This window comes from Noviherbaspirillum soli (assembly GCF_015352955.1).
Classification (GTDB): Bacteria; Pseudomonadota; Gammaproteobacteria; order Burkholderiales; family Burkholderiaceae_D; genus Noviherbaspirillum_A; species Noviherbaspirillum_A soli.
This window is the reverse complement of the sequence record NZ_JACYOX010000001.1, coordinates 288,395-309,560: the sequence shown is the minus strand read 5'-3', so window position 1 is coordinate 309,560 and position 21,166 is coordinate 288,395. Positions and strand designations below refer to the sequence as shown.

Genomic DNA, 21,166 nt, shown 5'->3' with positions numbered 1-21,166 from the left:
CGCCTCCTTGTGACAGTTTCCAACGGGCTTTCCGGGCGTCGATTTCTGTATAATTCGCTTTTGCGCCTACAGGAATCGCCATGCGTCTACTTCAAAAAGCACTCACTTTCGACGACGTGCTGCTCGTACCCGCCTATTCAGACATCCTCCCCAAGGACACTTCCCTCAAAACCCGCCTGACCCGCAATATCTCGCTGTCAATCCCGCTGGTGTCGGCGGCGATGGATACCGTGACCGAAGCGCGTCTGGCGATTGCGATGGCGCAGGAAGGCGGCATCGGCATCATTCACAAGAATCTGACCGCCAGGGAGCAGGCGCGTGAAGTCGCCAAGGTCAAGCGCTTCGAGTCCGGCGTGGTGCGCGATCCGATCACCATCCCGCCCGACATGAAGATCCGCGATGTGATCGCGCTGTCGCAACAGCACGGCATCAGCGGCTTCCCGGTGGTGGAAGGCAGGAAGGTGGTCGGCATCATCACCAACCGCGACCTGCGCTTTGAAGAGGAACTGAACGCCGAAGCGCGCGCGAAGATGACGCCGCGCGAGAAGCTGGTCACCGTGCGCGACGGCGCCGAACTGTCCGAGGCCAAGCGCCTGATGAACAAGCACAGGCTGGAGCGGGTGGTGGTGGTCGACGATGCCTTCGAACTGCGCGGCCTGATCACGGTCAAGGACATCCAGAAGTCGACCGAGCATCCGCTGGCATCCAAGGACGAGCATGGCAAGCTGCGCGTGGGCGCGGCGGTCGGCGTCGGCGCCGACAACGAAGAGCGCATCGATTTGCTGGTCAAGGCCGGCGTCGACGTGATCGTGGTCGACACCGCGCATGGCCATTCCAAGGGCGTGCTGGACCGTGTGCGCTGGGTCAAGACCAACTACCCGCAGGTGGAAGTCATCGGCGGCAACATTGCCACCGCCGCTGCCGCACGGGCCCTGCTGGAGCATGGCGCCGATGGCGTGAAGGTCGGCATCGGTCCCGGCTCGATCTGCACCACCCGCATCGTCGCCGGCGTGGGCGTGCCGCAGATTACCGCTATTTCCAATGTTTCCGAAGCGCTGGCCGGCACCGGCGTGCCCTGCATCGCCGACGGCGGCATCCGTTTCTCGGGCGATATCTCCAAGGCCCTGGCCGCTGGCGCATCCAGCGTGATGATGGGCAGCATGTTCGCCGGCACCGAGGAAGCGCCGGGCGAAGTGATCCTGTTCCAGGGCCGCAGCTACAAGTCCTATCGCGGCATGGGCAGCCTGGGCGCGATGTCCGACGGTTCGGCCGACCGCTACTTCCAGGACGCGGCCAACAATGCCGACAAGTTCGTGCCGGAAGGCATCGAAGGCCGGGTGCCCTACAAGGGCAGCGTGATCGCCATCCTGTACCAGCTGGTCGGCGGCGTGCGCTCGTCGATGGGCTACTGCGGCTGCGCCACCATCGACGAACTGCGCGAGAAGGCCGAGTTCGTCGAGATCACGTCGGCCGGCATGCGCGAGTCGCATGTGCATGACGTGCAGATCACCAAGGAAGCGCCGAACTACCGCGCCGAGTAAGCGCGAGCGTCATTCATGCACGGCCGCCGGTTTGCGCCGGCGGCCGGTTTCCATTCAAGTCGTTCTTTTTCATCCTCCCCCGCCATGCATTCAAAAATTCTCATCCTGGATTTCGGATCCCAAGTCACCCAGCTGATCGCCCGTCGCGTGCGCGACAGCGGCGTGTTCTCCGAGGTCTTTCCGTATGACGTCAGCGACGATTTCGTGCGTGGCTACGGCGCCGCCGGCGTCATCCTGTCCGGCGGCCCGAGCTCGGTGACCGAAGGCGATACGCCGCGGGTGCCGGCGGCCGTGTTCGAACTGGGCGTGCCGGTGCTGGGCATTTGCTACGGCATGCAGGCCATGGCCGAGCAGCTGGGCGGCAAGGTCGAGAACGGCACCGTGCGTGAATTCGGCTATGCCGAGGTACGCGCGCGCGGCCATACGGCGCTGTTGAACGGCATTGTCGACTTCGTCACCCCGGAGGGCCACGGCATGCTGAAGGTGTGGATGAGCCATGGCGACAAGGTGCTGGAAATGCCGCCCGGCTTCAAGCTGATGGCGTCCACCGACAACTGCCCGGTGGCCGGCATGGCCGACGAGGACCGCCGCATGTATGCGGTGCAGTTCCATCCGGAAGTCACCCATACGATGCAGGGCAAGGCCATCCTGTCGCGCTTCGTGCACGAGATCTGCGGCTGCAAGGCCGACTGGAACATGCCCGACTACATCGCCGAAGCGGTGGAAAAGATCCGCGCCCAGGTCGGCACGGAGGAAGTGATCCTCGGCCTGTCCGGCGGCGTCGACAGCAGCGTGGCCGCGGCGCTGATCCATCGCGCCATCGGCGACCAGCTGACCTGCGTCTTCGTCGACCATGGCCTGCTGCGCCTGAATGAAGGCCAGATGGTGATGGACATGTTTGGCAAGAATCTCGGCGTGAAGGTGATCCGCGTCGACGCCACCGACCAGTTCATGGGCAAGCTGGCCGGCGTGACCGATCCGGAAGCCAAGCGCAAGATCATCGGCGCCGAGTTCGTCGAGGTATTCCAGCAGGAGGCGGGCAGGCTGTCGAACGCGAAGTGGCTGGCCCAGGGAACCATCTATCCGGACGTGATCGAGAGCGCCGGCAAGGGCAAGAAGGGCGCGCATACGATCAAGAGCCATCACAACGTGGGCGGCCTTCCGGAAACCCTGAACCTGAAACTGCTGGAGCCGCTGCGCGAACTGTTCAAGGACGAGGTGCGTGAACTCGGCGTGGCGCTGGGCCTGCCGCATGACATGGTGTACCGCCACCCTTTCCCCGGCCCCGGCCTGGGCGTGCGCATCCTGGGCGAGGTGAAGAAGGAATACGCCGACCTGCTGCGCCGGGCCGATGCGATCTTCATCGAGGAACTGCGCAACACCGCCATTCCACTGCCGGCGGAACTGGGCGAGGGCCGCGAGGTGGGCATGTTCCACAAGAACTGGTATGACGCCACCAGCCAGGCGTTTGCCGTCTTCCTGCCGGTGAAGTCGGTTGGCGTGATGGGCGACGGCCGCACCTATGAGTACGTGGTGGCGTTGCGCGCGGTGCAGACCCAGGATTTCATGACCGCGCACTGGGCGCATCTGCCGCATGAACTGCTGGGCCGGGTCTCGAACCGCATCATCAACGAGGTGCGGGGCATCAACCGGGTGGTGTACGACATTTCGGGCAAGCCGCCGGCCACCATCGAGTGGGAATAGTCGCCGCGCTTTCATGACGGCTTCGCCGCGGGCATTCGGCTACCTCCCGGATTGCAGCCGGATCGCCTGCGGCGCCTTCAACGACGGATTGCACAAAGAGATCGCGCCGGGCGAGCACGCATGTATCGACAACGTTTTTCCTTCCCGTCCTTCCTGCCAGCGCTGCTGTGCCTGATCCTGGGTCTGCTGGCCACCGCCGCGCTGCATTCCTGGACGCGTGACCAGGAGCAAGCGATGGAGCAGCTGATCTTCGATCGCCGCGCCAGTTTCCGCATCCTGACAGTACGCCAGGGCCTGGAAGAAGTGATGGAAACGATCGAGGACGTGAACCGGGTATTTGCGACTTTCGGACCGATAAGCCAGGCGCAGTTTCATGCCTTTGTCGGACCGCTGGCCCAGACGCGTCCCTTCTTCAATTCCATATCCTTCCTGCGGCTGGTGCCCCACGCCGAGCGCGCGGCCTACGAGTCGCGGATGCGCATCACCCATCCCGACTTTGAAATCAGCGACCTGAAGGATGGCAAGCCGGTACGGGCCGCTGACCGCGACCAGTATCTGGTGGTGGAATACCTGGAACCTGGCACCATCAATGGCCTGGCCGGGACCGGTTTCGACGCGCTGATGGAACCCAGCATCAGCCAGGCCGTGCAGCGGGCAACGGAAACCGGCGAGGCTTCCGCCACAGCGGCATTGCGCTACCTGTTCGTGCCGCCGTCGCCACCGCGCCTGGCCGTGGTCAAGGCGATCTACCGCGAAGGCATGCCGCTCGACACACCCGAGGCGCGGCGTGCCGCTGTCTACGGCTACACCGGCCTGGGCATGCCTATCGGCAAGCTGATCCAAAAAATCCTGGACGACTCCGGCCTCGGGCCCATGAATGGCATGGACATGGCGGTCTACGTCGGTCATGGAAGCGCCCAGGCCCTGGCATTTCAATATGGCGAGAATATGGAAAAGCGCACGGATGCCACTGTGCGTACAGCTTCGCAGTCATTTCCGATCGGTGGCGTCACCTGGCGTGTGGACGTGCGTGGCGCTGATATACGCAGCGGTGGCCAGGTTGGATCCTGGCTGGTCGCCCTGTTCGGCATCCTCAGCAGCGTCATGGCGGCCGTCTATTTGCGTACGCAAGGTTCGCGGACACGGCATATTCACCAACTGGTCGAGGAGCGTACAGCGGCACTGCATGCTGCCAACACGCAACTGAGCATGGACATTGCCGCACGGGAGCGGGTGGAAGGCGTTCTGCGCCGTACCGAACGCAGCCTCAAGAATGCGCAGCGGATCGCGCACGTGGGCAGCTGGGAAATGGATGTGGCGAACGGCTGGCAGCAGTGGTCGGATGAATGCTTCCGGATCTTCGGCATGGAACCGGAGGTGGACAATGTGCCGGTCCTGTCCCGCTTGCCAGGCAGCACGCAGGCAATGTGGCGCAGCTTCCTGGCAGACGTGCTTGACGGCGCGTACCACGCCTGCGAGATGGTAATTACCCGGCCGGACGGCACTGTCCGCCATGTGATGCTGCATGCCGAGGTCGCCGAAGGACAGGCCGCTTCGGGACGCACGATTGTCGGCACGGTGCTCGACATCAGTGAATTCAAGCAGGTCGAGACCGAGTTGCGGCGTTCGCAAAAATCGCTGCGCGAGCTGGGCGGTCATCAGGAACGCATCAAGGAAAACGAGCGCCAGCGGATTGCGCGCGAGATCCACGACGAACTGGGCGGCGTGCTGACCGGCATCAAGGCTTATGTGTCGGTGGCCAGCAGCCGCGTTGGCAGCGATGCGCAGGCTGCGCCGTTACTGGCAGAAGCCATGGCGCAGGCGGACGCCGCCCTGGACACCGTCAGACGCGTGATCGCCGACCTGCGGCCGAGTGTGCTCGACCAGCTTGGCGTGTGGGAAGCCATCGAATGGCAGGCCAGCCAGCTCGAAGCCCAGACCGGAGTGCATTGCCACTGCGTGATCGCGCCGGATCTTCCCGTCATCGGCGCGGACGCCGGGGCAATGCTGTTTCGCATTGCCCAGGAAGCGCTGACCAATGTGGCCAGGCACGCCCAGGCGACCGTGGTTGACATTACGGTCCGGCTGGACCATGAGCAATTGCTCCTCGATATCGAGGATGACGGCACGGCGATCCCGCCCGAGCGGCTGCTGGCGACCGAGTCCTGGGGGCTGCGGGGCATGCAGGAACGCGCGCTCTATCTCGGCGGCACCCTGAGCATAGGGAAGGGTGCCAAGCAAGGAACCTTGGTATCTCTACGCTTGCCACTATCGGTGAAGTTAGCTGCAATTAACTAGGAGTTGAAGGCAATCTATAGGCCATTAGTTACATGTGTAGTTGATCGACTACGCAAAAATCATCGTTCGCCGATAGCGTGTCACTGGACAGTTCAGGATACTTCGTCTGTCGCATTGATTTCTTCAATGCAAAACGCAGTACAGCACTTTTCTGTCAGGAGGACCTCTATGCCAACGAACCAGCAAGAAACCGCCATCCAGGCAGGCCTGTGGTTTTCAATCAAGATCGATGCAGACGAATTCATCGCACTGCTGTCCGCGGAAGCGCTGGAAAAGCACTTTCTGCCCAAGGATGCCCAGCTCGAACCGCGCAGCGCCTATCGGCGCAACCGCAAGCTGATCGACGCCGTGGCGCGCCGCAAATTTCTTGAAGGATGCCCGCGGCCGATCACCGTGGATGCTTCCGATTTCAACGCCGCACAATAAAGCATGCATCATGCGCGGCCCCGGCCGCGCGCAGTCAGTTCGATCACCATGTCCGGCGCTGCCAGAAACAGGCGGTCGTGTGGCGCCGGTGTTACCGGATGGCCGCCGGTGAAGGCGCCGAAGGACGGCAGCATTCCGCCTTCCGGGCCGAACAGGAAACACGGCAGGCGCAGCGCGTCGCCCCGTGCGGCGAGCCGGTAGACTGGATGCACATGGCCCGCCAGCACGTAGCCATCCGGATGCGGCTGCGGATGATGAGCAAAGACCAGGGGCCCGATCCGGTAGGGTTCGTCGACCACCGTGATGGCCAGGCTGGATGGCGGATCGCCGGCGTGGCTGTCATGGTTGCCCCGCACCAGCGTCAGCGCCAGATGGCTGTGCCGCTTGCGCCAGGCGTGCAGCGCGGCCATGGTGGCATGGGCATGGGCATGGCGGGCATGCAGGAAGTCTCCCAGGAACAGGATGGTCGTTGCGCCGGTTGCGGCCGCCAGCGTGGTCAGCATGTCCAGGTTTTCCGTCGTGGTGCCGCGCGGCACCGGTACACCCTGGGCGCGGAACGATGCCGCCTTGCCGAAATGGATGTCGGCAATCACCAGCATCGCCTGCGTGGGCCAGAACAGCGCTCGCTGCGGGAGCAGCGTCAGCACTTCGCCCGCTGCCTCGATCTCCACCGCGCCCGCCATCATCTGCGTCGCTCCGGCAGCGTGGCGGCGTTTTCCAGTTCGCGCACCATGCGGGCCACGCGGTCCGACAGCTTTTCCGTGCTCAGCTTTTCCCGGAAGCGTTCCACCATCAGCGGAAAGCCGAATGGCGTCGCGCGCGGCACCGCATGCCAGGCCAGTGCGCGGCCACGCAGTTCGGCCAGCGTGTCGCGCAGGCGGCCCAGTTCCAGTTCCTGCTCCAGCACCTCGCGCTGCGCCTGGGTCAGCAGCAGGTTGCCGGGATCGTGCTTCCTGAAGACCTCATAAAACAGGCTGGAAGACGCCTGCAGCTGCCGGTTGCTCTTGCGCTGGCCCGGATAGCCCTGGAACAGCAGGCCGGCGATACGGGCGATTTCCCGGAAGCGGCGCTGCGACAGCTCGGCCGCGTTCAGGCTGGCCAGCACGTCTTCCAGCAGATGGTCTTCCGCCAGCAGCCGGTGCATCGGCGCCGAAGGGCGCAGCAGCAGGGTTTCATAGTCGATGGCGTCGGCGCAGAGCAGTTCCAGGCCATAGTCATTCACGGCAATCGAAAACGTGGCGCTCTGCTGGCGTGCGATGCGCCAGGCCAGCAGCGAGGCCAGGCCCAGATGCACAGAGCGGCCGGCGAACGGGTAGAGGAACAGGTGCCAGCCTTCGCGGCTCTTCAGCGACTCGGCCACCAGCGTGCGCGCCGTGGGCAGCGCGGAGCAGCGCCGCTGCAGTTCCAGCAGGGACTGGATGGCCTGCATTTCGGGGCCGGCGAACTCTGCATGGTCGGCTTCTTCCAGGCAGGCGAGCGCAGCATGCGCCAGTTCCGACGACATCGGCAGCTTGCCGCCCTGCCAGCGCGGCACCGCGCCCTTGCGGCCGCTGGCCTTGCGCACATAAGCCGTCATTTCATGGATGCGGATGAATTCCAGCATGCGCCCGCCGAACAGGAAGTGGTCGCCCTTGGCCAGCCTTGAAATGAAGGATTCATCCACCGAGCCTATGGTGGCGCCGGACAGGAATTTGACCTGGATGGACGCATCCGACACGATGGTGCCGATGTTCATGCGGTGGCGCCGCGCCAGCGTGGCGTCCGGCACCCGGTAGACGCCTTCCTCATCCGGCAACACCCGCCGGTATTCGGGATAGACCGCCAGGCTCTGGCCGCCGCGGGCGACGAAATCCAGCGCCCATTGCCATTCCTCCGGCGTCAGTTCGCGATAGGACCAGGCCTGCCTGACTTCCCCGTACAGTTCGTCCGGGCGGAAACCGCCGCCCAGCGCCATCGTCACCAGGTGTTGCACCAGCACGTCCAGCGGCTTGTTCGGCGGGATGCGGGCTTCCACCGAGCGCGCCGCCAGGGCGCGCCTCGCGCCGGCGGCCTCCAGCAGTTCCAGGCTGTTGGTCGGCACCAGCGTGACCCGGGAGCGCCGGCCGGGCGCATGGCCGCTGCGCCCGGCCCGCTGCAGCAGCCGGGCGATGCCCTTGCAGCTGCCGATCTGCAGCACGCGTTCCACCGGCGCGAAGTCCACCCCCAGGTCCAGGCTGGAGGTGCAGACCACGGCCTTCAGGCTGCCGTCCTTGATGCTCATCTCCACCCAGTCGCGCACGGCCTTGTCGAGCGAGCCGTGATGCAGCGCGATCAGGCCGGCCCAGTCCGGGCGTTCTGCCAGCAGGCTCTGGTACCACAGTTCGGACTGGGCGCGGGTATTGGTGAACACCAGGGTGGACGCGCTCTGCTCGATTTCCCGCACCACGGCCGGCAGCATCACGGTGCCGAGATGCCCTGCCCACGGGAAGCGGCCGGTTGCCGGCGGCAGCAGGGTGTCGACCAGGATGTCCTTGTCGTCAACGCCTTCCACCAGCGTTCCCTGGCCCGGCCCGAGCAGGGCGTCCTGGGCCTGCTGAAGGTTGCCTATCGTGGCCGACAGGCCCCAGACCAGCAGTTCGGGACGCCACAGGCGCAGCCGGGCCAGCGCCAGCTGGGTCTGCACGCCGCGCTTGCTGCCCAGCAGCTCATGCCATTCGTCGACGATCACGGCGTCGAGATGGCGGAAGCGGTCGCGGGCGTCCGCCGCCGAGAGCAGCAGGGTCAGGCTTTCCGGCGTGGTGACCAGGAGCGAGGGCAGGCTCCTGACCTGGCGCGCCCGCTCGGCCGAGCCGGTGTCGCCGGTGCGCAGGCCGCCGCTCCAGCCCGGCAGCAGATCGGACGCCGGCGCCTGCAGCGCCTTCATGGTGTCGGCGGCCAGGGCGCGCATCGGCGTAATCCACAGCACCCGCGCGCCCTTGCCGGGCGCCGCCTGGCCGCGCATGCCGCGCAGCAGGGCGCCCATCCACAGCGCGTAGGTCTTGCCGGCGCCGGTGGCGGCATGCAGCAGTCCGCTGCGCCCTTCGGCGAAGGCTTGCCAGACCTGGCGCTGGAACGGGAAAGGCGTCCAGCCGCGCCCGGCGAACCAGGCCTCGACCGCCTGCTCCGGCGTCAGCTTCGCGTTGCGCTCGGACTTCACGGCAGCATGCCCTGCAATGTGGCCAGGGTGTCCGCCTCCTCGATCTTCTTGTCATCGCGGATGCGCAGCATGCGCGGGAAGCGCACCGCGATGCCGGCCTTGTGCCGGCTGGAGCGGGCGATGCCTTCAAAGCCGATCTCGAACACCATGGTCGGCCGCACGCTGCGCACCGGACCGAACTTTTCCACGGTGGTGCGCCGGATCGCGGCATCGATCTTGCCGATCTCGGCATCGGTCAGGCCGGAATAGGCCTTGGTGAACGGCACCAGCCGGCGTCCCCCTTCGGGGTCGTCGTCCCAGACCGCAAAGGTGTAGTCGGTGTAGAGCGAGGCGCGGCGGCCATGGCCGGCCTGGGCATAGATCAGCACCGCGTCCACGCTGTAGGGGTCGATCTTCCATTTCCACCAGGTGCCGACATCGCGAGTACGGCCCACGCCGTACTGGGCGTCCATGCCTTTGAGCATCATGCCTTCCACCGCGCGCGAGCGCGACGATTCCCGCAGTTGCGCCAGTTGCTCCCAGCCGGTCGCCTCGATCAGCGGCGACAGCACCAGCTGCGGGCAATCGGCTTGCGCCACCACCGCCTCCAGCCGCCGCCGGCGTTCCCGCTGCGGCAGCCGGCGCAGGTCCTCGCCATCCTGTTCCAAGAGGTCATAGGCGATCAGCGCAGCCGGCAATTCCTGCAGCATCTTCGCCGAGAGGGTCTTGCGGCCGATGCGCTTCTGCAGGTCGGCGAACAGGGCCGGCTTGCCCTGCTGCCAGATCACCACTTCGCCATCGACCACGGTGCCGTCCGGCAGCGGCACGGCGCTGATTTCCGGGAAGCGGTCGGTGATCAGGTCTTCGCCGCGCGACCACAGCCAGCTCTGGCCGCTGCGGCGCACCAGCTGGGCGCGGATGCCGTCGTACTTCCATTCGGCCAGCCAGTTGCCGATGTCGCCCAGGGTTTCCGGGCCGACCTGCAGCGCATGCGCCAGGAAGAAGGGATAGGGCTGGCCGCCGCGCAGCTGGTGCTCGAATTCCGACTGCGGCGCTATCAGCTGCGCATAGCGATCGGCATTGGGCTGAACCCGGCCATCGACCCAGCCCATCAGCCGCTGGGCGACCAGCTTGGCATCGATGCCGGCGACTTCGCCCAGGGCGCGCGTGACCAGCAGGCGCGACACGCCTACCCGGAAACCGCCGCCGATCAGCTTCATCAGGAGGAAGCGCTCGCGCCAGTTGGTCTCGTCCCAGATCGCGAACAGCGCGGCGCGTATGCGTTCGGGCGTTGCGCCGCGCAGCGGCAGGATGCGCTCCTCCATCCAGACCGACAGGCCGACATCGCTCTCCGTGCCTGGCGGCGGCAGGATATGGGCGATGGTCTCGGCCAGGTCGCCCACCGCGTCATAGCATTCGTCGAACAGCCAGTCGTCCAGCGCGGCCCGTTCTATCGTGTACTGGCGCAGCAGCCTGGTTGGCACCACCTGCCGTGGCTTGCCTCCGGCCAGGAAGTAGACCGCCCAGGCCGCGTCTTCCGGCCGGGCGCTGGCGAAATAGGCCTGCAGCGCGGCCAGCTTGCGGTTGGTGGCGGTGGTCGAATCCAGCTCGGTATAAAGGCGGGCGAACTCACGCATCGGCGGGTTGCTCCTGGTCCGGCGCCTGTTCCTGGTGCTGCGCCTGCCGCGGCGCGGCGTCGTCCTCGTCGCCGTATTCGGTCTCGAAGGCGCCGGCCTCCAGCCCGTTCTGCTGCAGCCAGCGCACCATGGTGCCGATCTGGCCATGGGTGACGATGACCCGCTCGGCACCCGTGGCGGCGATGGCCGACATCAGGCCCGGCCAGTCGGCATGGTCGGACAGGATGAAGCCGCGGTCCACCGCGCGCCGCCGCCGCGCGCCGCGCAACTGCATCCAGCCGCTGGCGAAGCCGTCGCTGTAGTCGCCGAAGCGGCGAATCCAGGTGCTGCCGCCAGCCGACGGCGGCGCCAGGATCAGCGCGTCGCGAAACGCCGCCTTGCCGCCGCTCGCCTCCGAGACCAGCAAGGTGTCGGGCAGGTCGATGCCGCCTGCGCGGTAGACCCGGTTCAGCGGCTCCACCGCGCCATGGCAGAAGATTGGACCTATCGCCCGGTCGAGACCGGACAGGATGCGCTGCGCCTTGCCGAAGGAATAGCAGTACAGAACGCTGGCCCGGCCTTCCTCGGCATTGCCGCGCCACCAGTCGTTGATCTCGGCATACACCTCGTCCTGCGGCTGCCAGCGGTAGATTGGCAGGCCGAAGGTGGACTCGGTGATGAAGGTATGGCAGCGCACCGGCTCGAATGGCGCGCAGGTCGCGTCCGGCTCGACCTTGTAGTCGCCGGACGCGACCCAGACCTCGCCCTGGTATTCCATGCGCACCTGGGCCGAGCCCAGCACATGGCCGGCCGGGTGCAGCGACACGGTCACGCCGTTGTGCACCACGGATTCGCCATAGCGCAGCGTCTGCAGGTTGATCTCGCCCAGCCGTGCACGCAGCACGTTGCCGCCGCTCTCGGCGGCGAGGTAGCTGCCATGGCCGACGCGGGCATGGTCGGCATGGGCATGGGTGATCACTGCCCGGTCCACCGGCCGCCATGGGTCGATATAAAACTGGCCCGGCACGCAGTACAGGCCTTCCTTCCTCGCCACCACCATGTCCGGCATGGGTCAGTCCTTTCGCTAGAGAGTGGGGTCAATGATATGGGCGAATTGGCACATGGCAAGGCGCGTGAGCGATGGGATCGAGGCTGGCTTGATTGGGAACAATCCGTACCTGGCGTGAGGAAATGCGGCGGCATGGCGGGCGGTGCGTGGCCGCCTCCTTTTCATTCTCCGTTCTGGGGCACGGCTTTCTCCCGGCGCTCCTGCCTGCTCAGGGTTACGCGCAGCAGATGTATCTATGTTGAATGTCGTCTCCTGCGGCAGCAGCGGCAGCAGCGGCGGCAGCATGCCTGCCAGACGTGGCGAAAGCCGAAGCGATGTCTTGCCGGCCGTCGGCGAGCAGGGTCAGCAACCGGGCATCGGGCATCGGTTATCGGTGGCAGGGCATCCAGGCTGGCATCGGCGCCATGCTGATGAGACGGTACGCGGCTTGCATCCATGATCGGCAGCATCCTTTCTTGAACATCGAATCGACTGGCTGCGGCAGGCAACGACTCGAGGCTGAGCGGCCGGTGCGAGCAAGGGCATTGCGGCGGGGACGGCAGGATGTGCCGCCGACGGTGCTCGGACATGTGCGCAGGCGGCGGCCGCGCTGACTGCAAGTCGGGGATGAGGAATCGCCGAACGGTTTTGATGCGGCTGAAGCGGCAGCTATTTTCACGGGGTGCCTCGGTGCCTGGGGACGGCGGGCACGGCACGAATTCCGCTTTCCGGTCCGCTGCAGACAGCGGCGGCGCAAGGCCATCCGTCCGCCAGCGGACTGCCACAGCCAGGCGCCGGCCCGATGGTTCAGCTCGCCACCAAGGCGGCCGCCACGCACGCCCGTCCATAAAATGCGAAAATAACGCCCCTTTGCGCCGACAGGCGCCATCCACCATCTTCGGAATTCACGTTTTGACTTACAGCGTCAAGGAAATCTTTTATACGCTCCAGGGCGAAGGCGCGCGCGCCGGGCGGCCGGCGGTGTTCTGCCGCTTCTCGGGCTGCAATCTCTGGACCGGCCGCGAAACCGACCGCGCCAGCGCGGTCTGCAAGTTCTGCGACACCGACTTCGTCGGCACCGACGGCGAGCGCGGCGGCAAGTATGCCAGCGCGGCCGAACTTGCTGCGCTGATCGACAGCCTGTGGCCGGCGAATTACCAGGCCAGCAAGTATGTGGTCTTCACCGGCGGCGAACCGCTGCTGCAGCTCGATGCGGCGCTGATCGACGCCATGCATGCGCATGGCTTCGAAATTGCCATCGAGACCAACGGCACGATCGATGTGCCGCCGGGCGTGGACTGGATCTGCGTCAGTCCCAAGGCCGGTTCCTTCCTGAAGGTGGAAAAGGGTAGTGAGCTCAAGGTGGTGATACCGCAGGCCGGCCAGAACCTGGCCGATTACGAGGGACTGGATTTCGCGCATTTCTACCTGCAGGCCATGGACGGCCCGGACGCGGCCGCCAACACCCGGCTGGCCATCGAGACCTGCAAGCGCAATCCGCACTGGAAGCTCAGCCTGCAGACCCACAAACTTTTACAAATACCCTAGCCTCATGCTCACCATTACCCGCAAGCTGGAATTCGACGCCGGCCATCGCATCCCCGACCACAAGAGCCAGTGCCGCAACCTGCACGGCCATCGCTACACCCTGGAAATCACGCTGACGGGCAGCGTGATCGATGTCGAAGGCAGCTCCGACAACGGCATGATCATGGACTTCTCCGATGTCAAGGCACTAGCCAAGCAGCATCTGGTCGACGTCTGGGACCATGCCTTCCTGGTGTACCGGGAAGACATGCCGGTGCGCGCGTTCCTGGAAGGCCTGCCCGATCACAAGACGGTAATCATCGACCGCATTCCAACCGTGGAAAACCTGGCGCAGACCGCGTTCGACATCCTGAAGGCGGTATTCCACGACCGCTATGGCACCGGGCTGAAGCTGCACAAGCTGGTGCTGCATGAAACGCCGAACTGCTGGGCCGAGATCAGCGCCGACTGACCATGGGCGACACCGACTACATGCAGTTGGCCATCGCCGAAGCCGGCCGCGCATTGGCCCTGGGCGAAGTCCCGGTCGGCGCGGTGGTGGTGAAGGATGGCGCGGTCATTGCCGCCGGCTATAACCATCCGATCGCGATGCACGACCCGACCGCCCATGCGGAAATCATGGCGCTGCGCGCCGCGGCCCGCGTACTGGGCAACTACCGCCTGCCGGGATGCGAACTGTATGTCACGCTCGAACCCTGCGCGATGTGTTCCGGCGCAATGATGCATGCCCGGCTGGCGCGCGTGGTCTATGGCGCGAGCGACCCAAAGACCGGCGTTTGTGGCTCTGTGCTGGACCTGTTCGCCCAGGCTACGCTGAACCATCACACCGAAGTCGTCGGCGGCGTTCTCGCCGGGGAGTGCGGCGCGCTGCTGAAGGACTTCTTCGCGGCGCGCCGGCTGGCGGCGAAGCAGCGCCCGGCTGCCGCCGCTACTGTTACTGCCTTGGCGAACTGCGATAAGCTCTGATGTCCCTTCCTTCCCGCATGCCATGACAAACACGCTTCCTGACAACGCGCCGCGGCGCCCCGGCATTGCCATCGTCGCGCCGGGCGGCTACCCGCCCGATGAAGCCGCGTTCCGGCTGGCGCTGGCGCGGCTGGAAGAGCGTGGCTGGCTGGTGCATAACTACTATGATCCGGTGCGCAAGCATCAGCGCTTCGGCGGCAGCGATGCGGAGCGCGCCGGGCAACTGCATGCTGCGGCGCGCGATCCGGACGTCGATATCATCATTGCGCTGCGCGGCGGCTACGGCATGTCGCGGCTGCTGCCCTTGCTCGACTATGATCTGCTGGCGGCCAGCGGCAAGCGCATCGTCGGCCACAGCGACGTCACCGCCTTGCAGCTGGCCCTGCTGGCAACCACCGGCGCGCCCAGCTTTGCCGGGCCGATGATCTGCGACGACTTTACCCGCGCCGAACCCAACCTGTATGCAATGCAAAGCCTGACCGACTGCCTGCGCGGGCCGCGCCATCAGGTCAGCTGGGAGGAGGGCGGCAATGCCGCGCTCGATATATCCGGCACGCTCTGGGGCGGCAATCTTGCGATGATCGTCCATCTGCTCGGCACGCCCTACCTGCCGCAGGTCGATGGCGGCATCCTGTTCGTGGAGGACATCAACGAGCATCCGTACCGGGTCGAGCGCATGCTGCTGCAATTGCTGCATGCCGGCGTGCTGGGCCGGCAGCGCGCTCTCGTACTGGGCGACTTCTCGGGGTACCGGCTTAGTGATTATGACAACGGCTATGGTTTTTCCAGCATGCTGCGCCATCTGCGCGAAGTGCTGCCTTTACCAGTGGTGACTGGTTTGCCATTCGGCCATATCCCGGCCAAGGCCACGCTGGCGGTTGGTAGCCAGGGTCGGCTCCTATCGAGCGATATTGAAACCAGTGTGTCGATGACCGATTATCCGGCAATGCGCATGTTGCAGGAATGCATGTTTTTTTAAACTGGGTTTGCTGTATCCGAAGATTTCGGGTAGCTTCGCCTTTCCCGCGTTGTTAGTTGCGAGTTGCGAGTTGTCTGATCGTCGTGATCACCTTCCTTACCCGAACCATCAGGAGAAAAGAATGAGCATGGACAATCTGGTCATCGAGCATCTCAAGGCGCTCCGGGCCGAGGTCGCCGACATCAAGGCCGACACCGCCACCATCCGGCAGCGCATGCAGGGCGTCGATGCGGCATGCATGGAGCTTCGACGCAGCGATCTTCACCTGCATGAAGACCTGGCACGTCAGCAACTGACCATGGACCAGGTGCTGGAACGGGTGCAGCGCATCGAGAAACGGCTGGAACTCTGCTGATCCATGGGTTAAGGCATTCAAAGGACCGCAGTAGGCACACATCTTCTTTACCCTCGTCGCCGAAGGCGACATCCCGCGCATGATAAAATCCCCGGTTATTCAATTTAGCCGTAAAGGATTTTCCCCGTGCTTTCCACCGCCAATATCACGATGCAGTTCGGCCCCAAGCCGCTGTTCGAAAACATTTCCGTCAAGTTCGGCGACGGCAACCGCTACGGTCTGATCGGCGCCAATGGCTGCGGCAAATCCACCTTCATGAAGATCCTGGGCGGCGATCTCGAGCCCAGCGCCGGCAATGTGATGCTGGACCAGAACGAGCGCCTGGGCAAACTGCGCCAGGACCAGTTCGCCTTCGAGGAAATGCGGGTGCTGGACGTGGTGATGATGGGCCACACCGAGATGTGGCAGGCCATGAGCGAGCGCGACGCGATCTATGCCAATCCGGACGCCACCGACGACGACTACATGAAGGCCGCCGACCTGGAAGCGAAATTCGCCGAGTACGACGGCTACACCGCCGAGGCGCGCGCCGGCGAACTGCTGCTGGGCGTGGGCGTGCCCATCGAGCAGCACCAGGGACCGATGAGCAATGTCGCGCCGGGCTGGAAGCTGCGGGTGCTGCTGGCGCAGGCGCTGTTTTCCAATCCCGACATCCTGCTGCTGGACGAACCGACCAACAACCTCGACATCAACACCATCCGCTGGCTGGAAGAAGTGCTGAATCAACGCAATTCCACGATGATCATCATTTCCCATGATCGCCACTTCCTCAACCAGGTCTGCACCCACATGGCCGACATGGACTATGGCACCCTGAAGGTCTATCCCGGCAACTACGACGACTACATGCTGGCATCGTCCCAGGCGCGCGCGCAGCAGATGGCCGCGAATGCCAAGGCCAAGGAAAAGGTCGCCGAGCTGCAGGACTTCGTGCGCCGCTTCTCGGCCAACAAGTCCAAGGCCCGCCAGGCCACCTCGCGCGCCAAGCAGATCGACAAGATCAAGGTCGACGACATCAAGCCGTCGAGCCGCGCCAATCCCTTCATCCGCTTCGATGGCGAGAAGAAGCTGCACCGCCTGGCCGTGGAAGTGCAGGGCATTTCCAAGACCTACGACCGGCCCATCTTCAGGAATTTCAGCATCAGTGTCGAAGCCGGCGAGAAGATCGCCATCATCGGCGCCAACGGCGCTGGTAAGACCACGCTGTTGCGCTGCATCGGCGGCGAACTGTGCGGCCTTGAGCCTGACAACGGCAACGTGAAATGGGCGGAAAATGCCAATCCGGGCTACATGCCGCAGGACCCGACCGAGGAATTCGCCACCGACCGCACGCTGACCGACTGGATCGACCAGTGGACCAAGGAAGGCGACGACGACCAGGCCGTGCGTTCCATCCTGGGCCGCCTGCTGTTCTCGGGCGATGACGTGAAGAAGCCGGTACGGGTGCTGTCGGGCGGCGAGAAGGGCCGCATGATGTACGGCAAGCTGATGCTGGGCCGTCACAACGTGCTGCTGATGGACGAGCCGACCAACCACATGGACATGGAGTCGATCGAATCCCTGAACATCGCGCTGGAAAAATATGCCGGCACCCTGATCTTCGTCTCGCATGACCGGGAATTCGTGTCGTCGCTGGCCAACCGCATCCTGGAGGTCAAGGATGGGCAGATCATCGATTTCCAGGGCACCTACGAGGAATACCTCGCCAGCCAGGGCATCGAATAAGGGTCACCCTGTCTGTGCCGACGGGCGCAAGGGCTTGTTGCCTTGCGCCCGTTTTTGCGCCCGAGCGCAATGCGGTTGGCTAATCACAAGCAGCCGACAATTCCGTTTTTTTCGCTTCATCCCGTTATTTATTGCCAATGAAATCCATCGCAAGAATTGCCGCCCTCGCACTTGCCGCATTGCTGCTGCTGATTGCAGCCGGCTTTTTCTGGTACCGCAGCGCGAGCCTGCCCAAGACCAGCGGCGAACTCAGCATGAACGGCTTGCAGAGTCCGGTCGATGTGGTGCGCGACAAGGAAGGTATTCCGCATATCTATGCCAAGTCGGCCCACGACGCCTATTTCGCGCTGGGCGTGGTGCATGCGCAGGACCGGCTGTGGCAGATGGAGATGAACCGCCGCATCGCCGCGGGCAGGGTCGCCGAGGTCCTCGGCCCGAAGGCGGTGGACACCGACCGTTTCCTGCGTACCCTGGGCGTGAGGCGCAATGCCCAGGCCATCGTGCAGAATCTGGCGCCGGATGCGCGGGCAGCGCTGGAAGCCTATGCAGAAGGCGTCAACCGCTATCTTGAGCAGCGTTCCGGACCGCTGCCGCCGGAGTTCCTGCTGACAGGCGCGCCGGCCCCGGCTCCCTGGGAAGCGGCCGACTCGATCGCCTGGATGACGATGATGGCGTGGGACCTGAGCGCAAACTGGACGCAGGAACTGCTCCGCATGCGTCTGTCCCAGAAGCTGGACATGACGCGTATCCAGGCCTTCCTGCCGCCCTATCCGGGCGATGCCCCGCTTCATACGCAGGACTACACCGGGCTTTACCGTTCGCTGGCTGGCGTCACCTCTCAACTGGAGAAAGTGTCAGCCATTGCGCCGCCATCACTGGTGGAAGGCATGGGCTCGAACAACTGGGTGCTGGGCGGAGCGCGCAGCCGCACCGGCAAGCCGCTGCTGGCCAATGACCCCCATCTCGGCCTGAGCGCGCCGGCGCTCTGGTACTTCGCCCATCTTTCCGCACCGGGCCTGAACGTGATCGGCGCGACCTTGCCCGGTCTGCCCGCAGTCATCATTGGCCGCACCGACCGGATCGCATGGGGCCTGACGAATACGGCTTCCGATGTGCAGGACCTGTATATCGAGCAGGTCAATCCGGAAAATCCCGCTCAATACCGTACCCCGGACGGGTGGGCCAATTTCGAGCAGCGCACGGAAACCATCCGCATCAAGGGTGAACCGGACGTGCAGTTGGCCGTGCGCGTGACACGCCATGGCCCGGTCATCAGCGGCGCATTGCCGCTGGCTGACCGGGCGCCGATGGACGCCCGAACCCATGTAATGGCATTTTCCTGGACCGCATTGCGGCCGGATGACCTGACTTTCCAGGCCAGCCTGCACCTCAACCGGGCGCATGACTGGGAAGAGTTCCTGGCGGCCATGCGCGACTTCGGCGCGCCGCAGCAGAACGTCGTCTATGCCGACGTGGCAGGCAATATTGGTTTCGTCGCGCCTGCGCGGGTGCCGATCCGCCGCCGCGACAATGATCTGAAAGGCCTGGCGCCAGCCCCGGGCTGGGATGCGCGTTACGACTGGGCCGGCTTCATTCCCTTCGATGAATTGCCGCGCCAGTACAACCCGATGTCGCAGCAGATCGTGACCGCCAACCAGAAAGTGGTTGGCCCAGCCTATCCGCATTTCCTGACCAGCGAATGGACCTTGCCTTACCGTGCCAACCGCATTGCCGCCATGCTGGAAGGCGCGCCGCTGCATGACCTGGACAGCTTTGCCGTAATCCAGAAAGACGTGGTGTCCCTTGCTGCGCGCGAGATGCTGCCCCTGCTCGCCAAAGCCCAGCCGAAGTCGGAGCAGGGCGGTGCTGCCTTGAAGGCGCTTGGCGGCTGGGATGGCAGCATGGAAGCGGGCCGCTTCGAACCGCTGGTCTATAACGCCTGGCTGCGCGAACTGTCGCGCCAGTTGTTTGCCAAGCCGCTGGGCGAAGCGCTGATGAAGGATTTCTGGGAACTGCGCAATGTGCATCAACCTGCCGTCAACGCCTTGCGCACGATGGACGCCGGCAATCCCTGGTGCGGCGGTGCGCAGGGCGCGCAATCCCTTCCCAGATGCGTGGATGTGCTGTCCGATTCGCTGGAGGCAGCGCTTGCCGACCTGCGCAAGCGCTATGGCGAGCAGATGACATCATGGCGCTGGGGCTCGGCGCACGAGGCGCTGTCAGAGCATCGGCCGTTCTCGAAAGTGCCGGCGCTGGCGCCCTATTTCGACCTCAGGCTGCCTTCGCCGGGTGACACCTACACGGTCAACGTCGGGCGCAACAACCTGCGGGATGATGCAGCGCCCTATACGAATCATCATGCGGCGAGCCTGCGCGCACTGTACGACTTGTCCAATCTGGAAAATTCCCGCTTCATGCATTCCACCGGGCAGTCGGGCAATATGCTGTCGCCGCTCTACAGCAATTTTGCGCAGCGTTGGGTGGATGCGGCTTATCTGCCGATGCGCACCGTCCGCGAGCAAGTGGAAAAGGAGCAGATCGGCACCTTGTCGCTGCGCCCCTGAGCCCAGTCGCGCTGCCCTGGCCTGGCCTGGCTACATCTCGATGGGCTTCGCCAGCGCGGCGTCAAGCTCGTCCATCAGTGCCGTCATATCTGGCGCCAGAGCGAACTGCCCCGGTAACGCCTGCTGAGCCGGCGGCGTGCTGGCTTGGCGATGTGTCAGCACGCCTTCTTCCGGCGATGCCGGCACTGGCGCAGCCTGTCCCTGCTTGCCTTGCTCGGCCGAATCGGCGACGACGCACATGACGCCCTCTTTGTCCAGGTCGCAGGCGGAGAAGGCGAAGTCGTCGTTGGGCATTACCGGCGTGGAGGAGGCGGTGTCGAGCGCAGCCGGTTTGTCAGTCGGCGGATTTTCCACCTGCCTTGCCGGCGACGTTCGTTCGATCGCGCTGGCGTTGCTGTTTCTCCTGGGTGCAAGCGTGATTGACGCGCGGTTAGCCGCGCTGGCTCGCGGGCTTTGGGCGCCGTTCTTCCAGGAAGTGGGACTTCCGGGCTCGGAGTCGGATGTGGCAACCTGATTCGACAGCGTCAGGATCGGTATGATTTTCGGGCGCGGCGAATGTGCCTCAGTGTGAGTGGCGCCGTCGTTGGCTGGCTTGGGTCGATGGCCCTTGTCTGACTTGATGCTCCTGCCGTCTTTCCGGGCTCGCTTGGTCGGATGCTGCGAAGCGCTTTCAGCTTGATTGTGGTCTGCAAGTTCAGAGCCCTTGGAGCGCGGCTTTCCTGAGGATTTCCTGTGATCTCGCGGCTCCGTGCTGGAAGGCTTTGCTTCCGGGCCATCCTTGCCGTCGCGGGCGCGTTTGGTCCCGGCAGCCATCGCTGATTTTGCCGTGACATCTTCGCCCTTTGTTTTATTGACGTCTGAAGTGGCGGCCACGACAGGCTTGAATCTGGGGCTGGAGGTCTGTGCAGCGTGCCCCTGCTGGCTTGCATCCCCCGGCCCAACGGCGTTCGGGAACAGCGATGGAAGCTCGGGGCGGGAAGTCAGTGCGGACGACGGCTGTGACGAAGAGGCGGGTAAGGAACTCTGTGCAGGTTTGGCGGCCGGTGTCGAGTTTGTCCGGCGCTCCGGGGATTGGTTTGCCTTGCTGGTTTGCATGGTTGCCTTTGCATGGTTGAAGGTGATCTGAAATGCTTCCGGCCCGGCCAGCCTGTCGATACAGCCAGGTCGAAACCGGGGTTGCGCGGCCGTGCGTCGCCTCGGCGGCGCGCCTTCCTGCGGCGCCGGATTCATGCGCATCCGCCT

The 21,166-nt window shown here is 64.7% G+C and carries 16 protein-coding genes; 11 read left to right on the top strand and 5 right to left on the bottom strand.

Annotation, left to right across the window (positions count from 1 at the left end; genetic code table 11):
• The first annotated feature begins 80 nt into the window (after nt 1–80).
• The 4 genes from guaB to IGW04_RS01310 all read left to right on the top strand — a co-directional run bounded on the left by guaB (nt 81) and on the right by IGW04_RS01310 (nt 5,969).
• The gene (guaB, locus tag IGW04_RS01325; protein WP_194711209.1) at nt 81–1,541 is read left to right on the top strand and encodes an IMP dehydrogenase; all 1,461 of its coding nucleotides are present in this window, start codon (nt 81–83) and stop codon (nt 1,539–1,541) included.
• An 84-nt stretch (nt 1,542–1,625) separates the two neighbouring features.
• Entirely contained in the window at nt 1,626–3,245 is a 1,620-nt protein-coding gene (guaA, locus tag IGW04_RS01320; RefSeq protein ID WP_194711208.1) for a glutamine-hydrolyzing GMP synthase, read from the top strand.
• Between the two features lie 120 nt (nt 3,246–3,365).
• Nucleotides 3,366–5,543: a sensor histidine kinase gene (locus IGW04_RS01315; RefSeq protein WP_194711207.1), complete on the top strand. Its 2,178-nt coding sequence runs from the start codon at nt 3,366–3,368 to the stop codon at nt 5,541–5,543.
• 126 nt (nt 5,544–5,669) lie between these two features.
• Nucleotides 5,670–5,969 carry a DUF1488 family protein gene (locus tag IGW04_RS01310; protein ID WP_228526732.1) on the top strand — a complete coding sequence of 100 codons (300 nt, stop codon included), beginning with the start codon at nt 5,670–5,672 and terminating at the stop codon, nt 5,967–5,969.
• A gap of 8 nt (nt 5,970–5,977) precedes the next feature.
• Here IGW04_RS01310 and pdeM read toward each other — a convergent pair whose 3' ends face one another.
• The 4 genes from pdeM to IGW04_RS01290 are packed head-to-tail and all read right to left on the bottom strand — an operon-like array spanning nt 5,978 to nt 11,808.
• Nucleotides 5,978–6,652, bottom strand: coding sequence for a ligase-associated DNA damage response endonuclease PdeM (gene pdeM, locus IGW04_RS01305; RefSeq protein WP_194711383.1), 675 nt, complete (start codon nt 6,650–6,652; stop codon nt 5,978–5,980).
• A complete protein-coding gene (locus IGW04_RS01300; RefSeq protein ID WP_323744794.1) occupies nt 6,652–9,144 on the bottom strand; it encodes a ligase-associated DNA damage response DEXH box helicase in 2,493 nt (830 codons plus the stop codon). Before IGW04_RS01300 ends, pdeM begins: the two co-directional genes overlap by 1 nt.
• On the bottom strand, nt 9,141–10,760 hold the full coding sequence (locus tag IGW04_RS01295) for an ATP-dependent DNA ligase (protein WP_194711205.1): 1,620 nt from the start codon (nt 10,758–10,760) through the stop codon (nt 9,141–9,143). Before IGW04_RS01295 ends, IGW04_RS01300 begins: the two co-directional genes overlap by 4 nt.
• Nucleotides 10,753–11,808, bottom strand: coding sequence for a ligase-associated DNA damage response exonuclease (locus IGW04_RS01290; RefSeq protein ID WP_194711204.1), 1,056 nt, complete (start codon nt 11,806–11,808; stop codon nt 10,753–10,755). The genes IGW04_RS01295 and IGW04_RS01290 overlap by 8 nt, the downstream gene beginning before the upstream one ends.
• Nucleotides 11,809–12,699: 891 nt before the next feature.
• On the opposite strand from IGW04_RS01290, the gene queE reads away from it, so the two are divergent.
• From queE to IGW04_RS01255, 7 genes are all read left to right on the top strand, one after another.
• Nucleotides 12,700–13,335, top strand: coding sequence for a 7-carboxy-7-deazaguanine synthase (gene queE / locus IGW04_RS01285; protein WP_194711203.1), 636 nt, complete (start codon nt 12,700–12,702; stop codon nt 13,333–13,335).
• 4 nt (nt 13,336–13,339) lie between these two features.
• Complete coding sequence (queD, locus tag IGW04_RS01280) at nt 13,340–13,786, top strand: 6-carboxytetrahydropterin synthase QueD (RefSeq protein WP_194711202.1); 447 nt, start codon at nt 13,340–13,342, stop codon at nt 13,784–13,786.
• A 2-nt stretch (nt 13,787–13,788) separates the two neighbouring features.
• Nucleotides 13,789–14,301 (top strand): tRNA adenosine(34) deaminase TadA, encoded by a 513-nt coding sequence (tadA, locus tag IGW04_RS01275; protein ID WP_194711201.1) that lies wholly within the window; start codon nt 13,789–13,791, stop codon nt 14,299–14,301.
• A 22-nt stretch (nt 14,302–14,323) separates the two neighbouring features.
• Entirely contained in the window at nt 14,324–15,280 is a 957-nt protein-coding gene (gene ldcA / locus IGW04_RS01270) for a muramoyltetrapeptide carboxypeptidase (RefSeq protein WP_194711200.1), read from the top strand.
• 121 nt (nt 15,281–15,401) lie between these two features.
• Nucleotides 15,402–15,635, top strand: coding sequence for a hypothetical protein (locus IGW04_RS01265; RefSeq protein WP_194711199.1), 234 nt, complete (start codon nt 15,402–15,404; stop codon nt 15,633–15,635).
• A 126-nt stretch (nt 15,636–15,761) separates the two neighbouring features.
• Complete coding sequence (locus IGW04_RS01260) at nt 15,762–17,360, top strand: ABC-F family ATPase (protein ID WP_194711198.1); 1,599 nt, start codon at nt 15,762–15,764, stop codon at nt 17,358–17,360.
• 137 nt (nt 17,361–17,497) lie between these two features.
• A complete protein-coding gene (locus IGW04_RS01255; RefSeq protein ID WP_194711197.1) occupies nt 17,498–19,924 on the top strand; it encodes a penicillin acylase family protein in 2,427 nt (808 codons plus the stop codon).
• Between the two features lie 30 nt (nt 19,925–19,954).
• Here the strand turns inward: IGW04_RS01255 and IGW04_RS01250 are convergent, their stop codons facing one another.
• Nucleotides 19,955–21,154, bottom strand: coding sequence for a hypothetical protein (locus tag IGW04_RS01250; RefSeq protein WP_194711196.1), 1,200 nt, complete (start codon nt 21,152–21,154; stop codon nt 19,955–19,957).
• Nucleotides 21,155–21,166 lie beyond the last annotated feature (12 nt).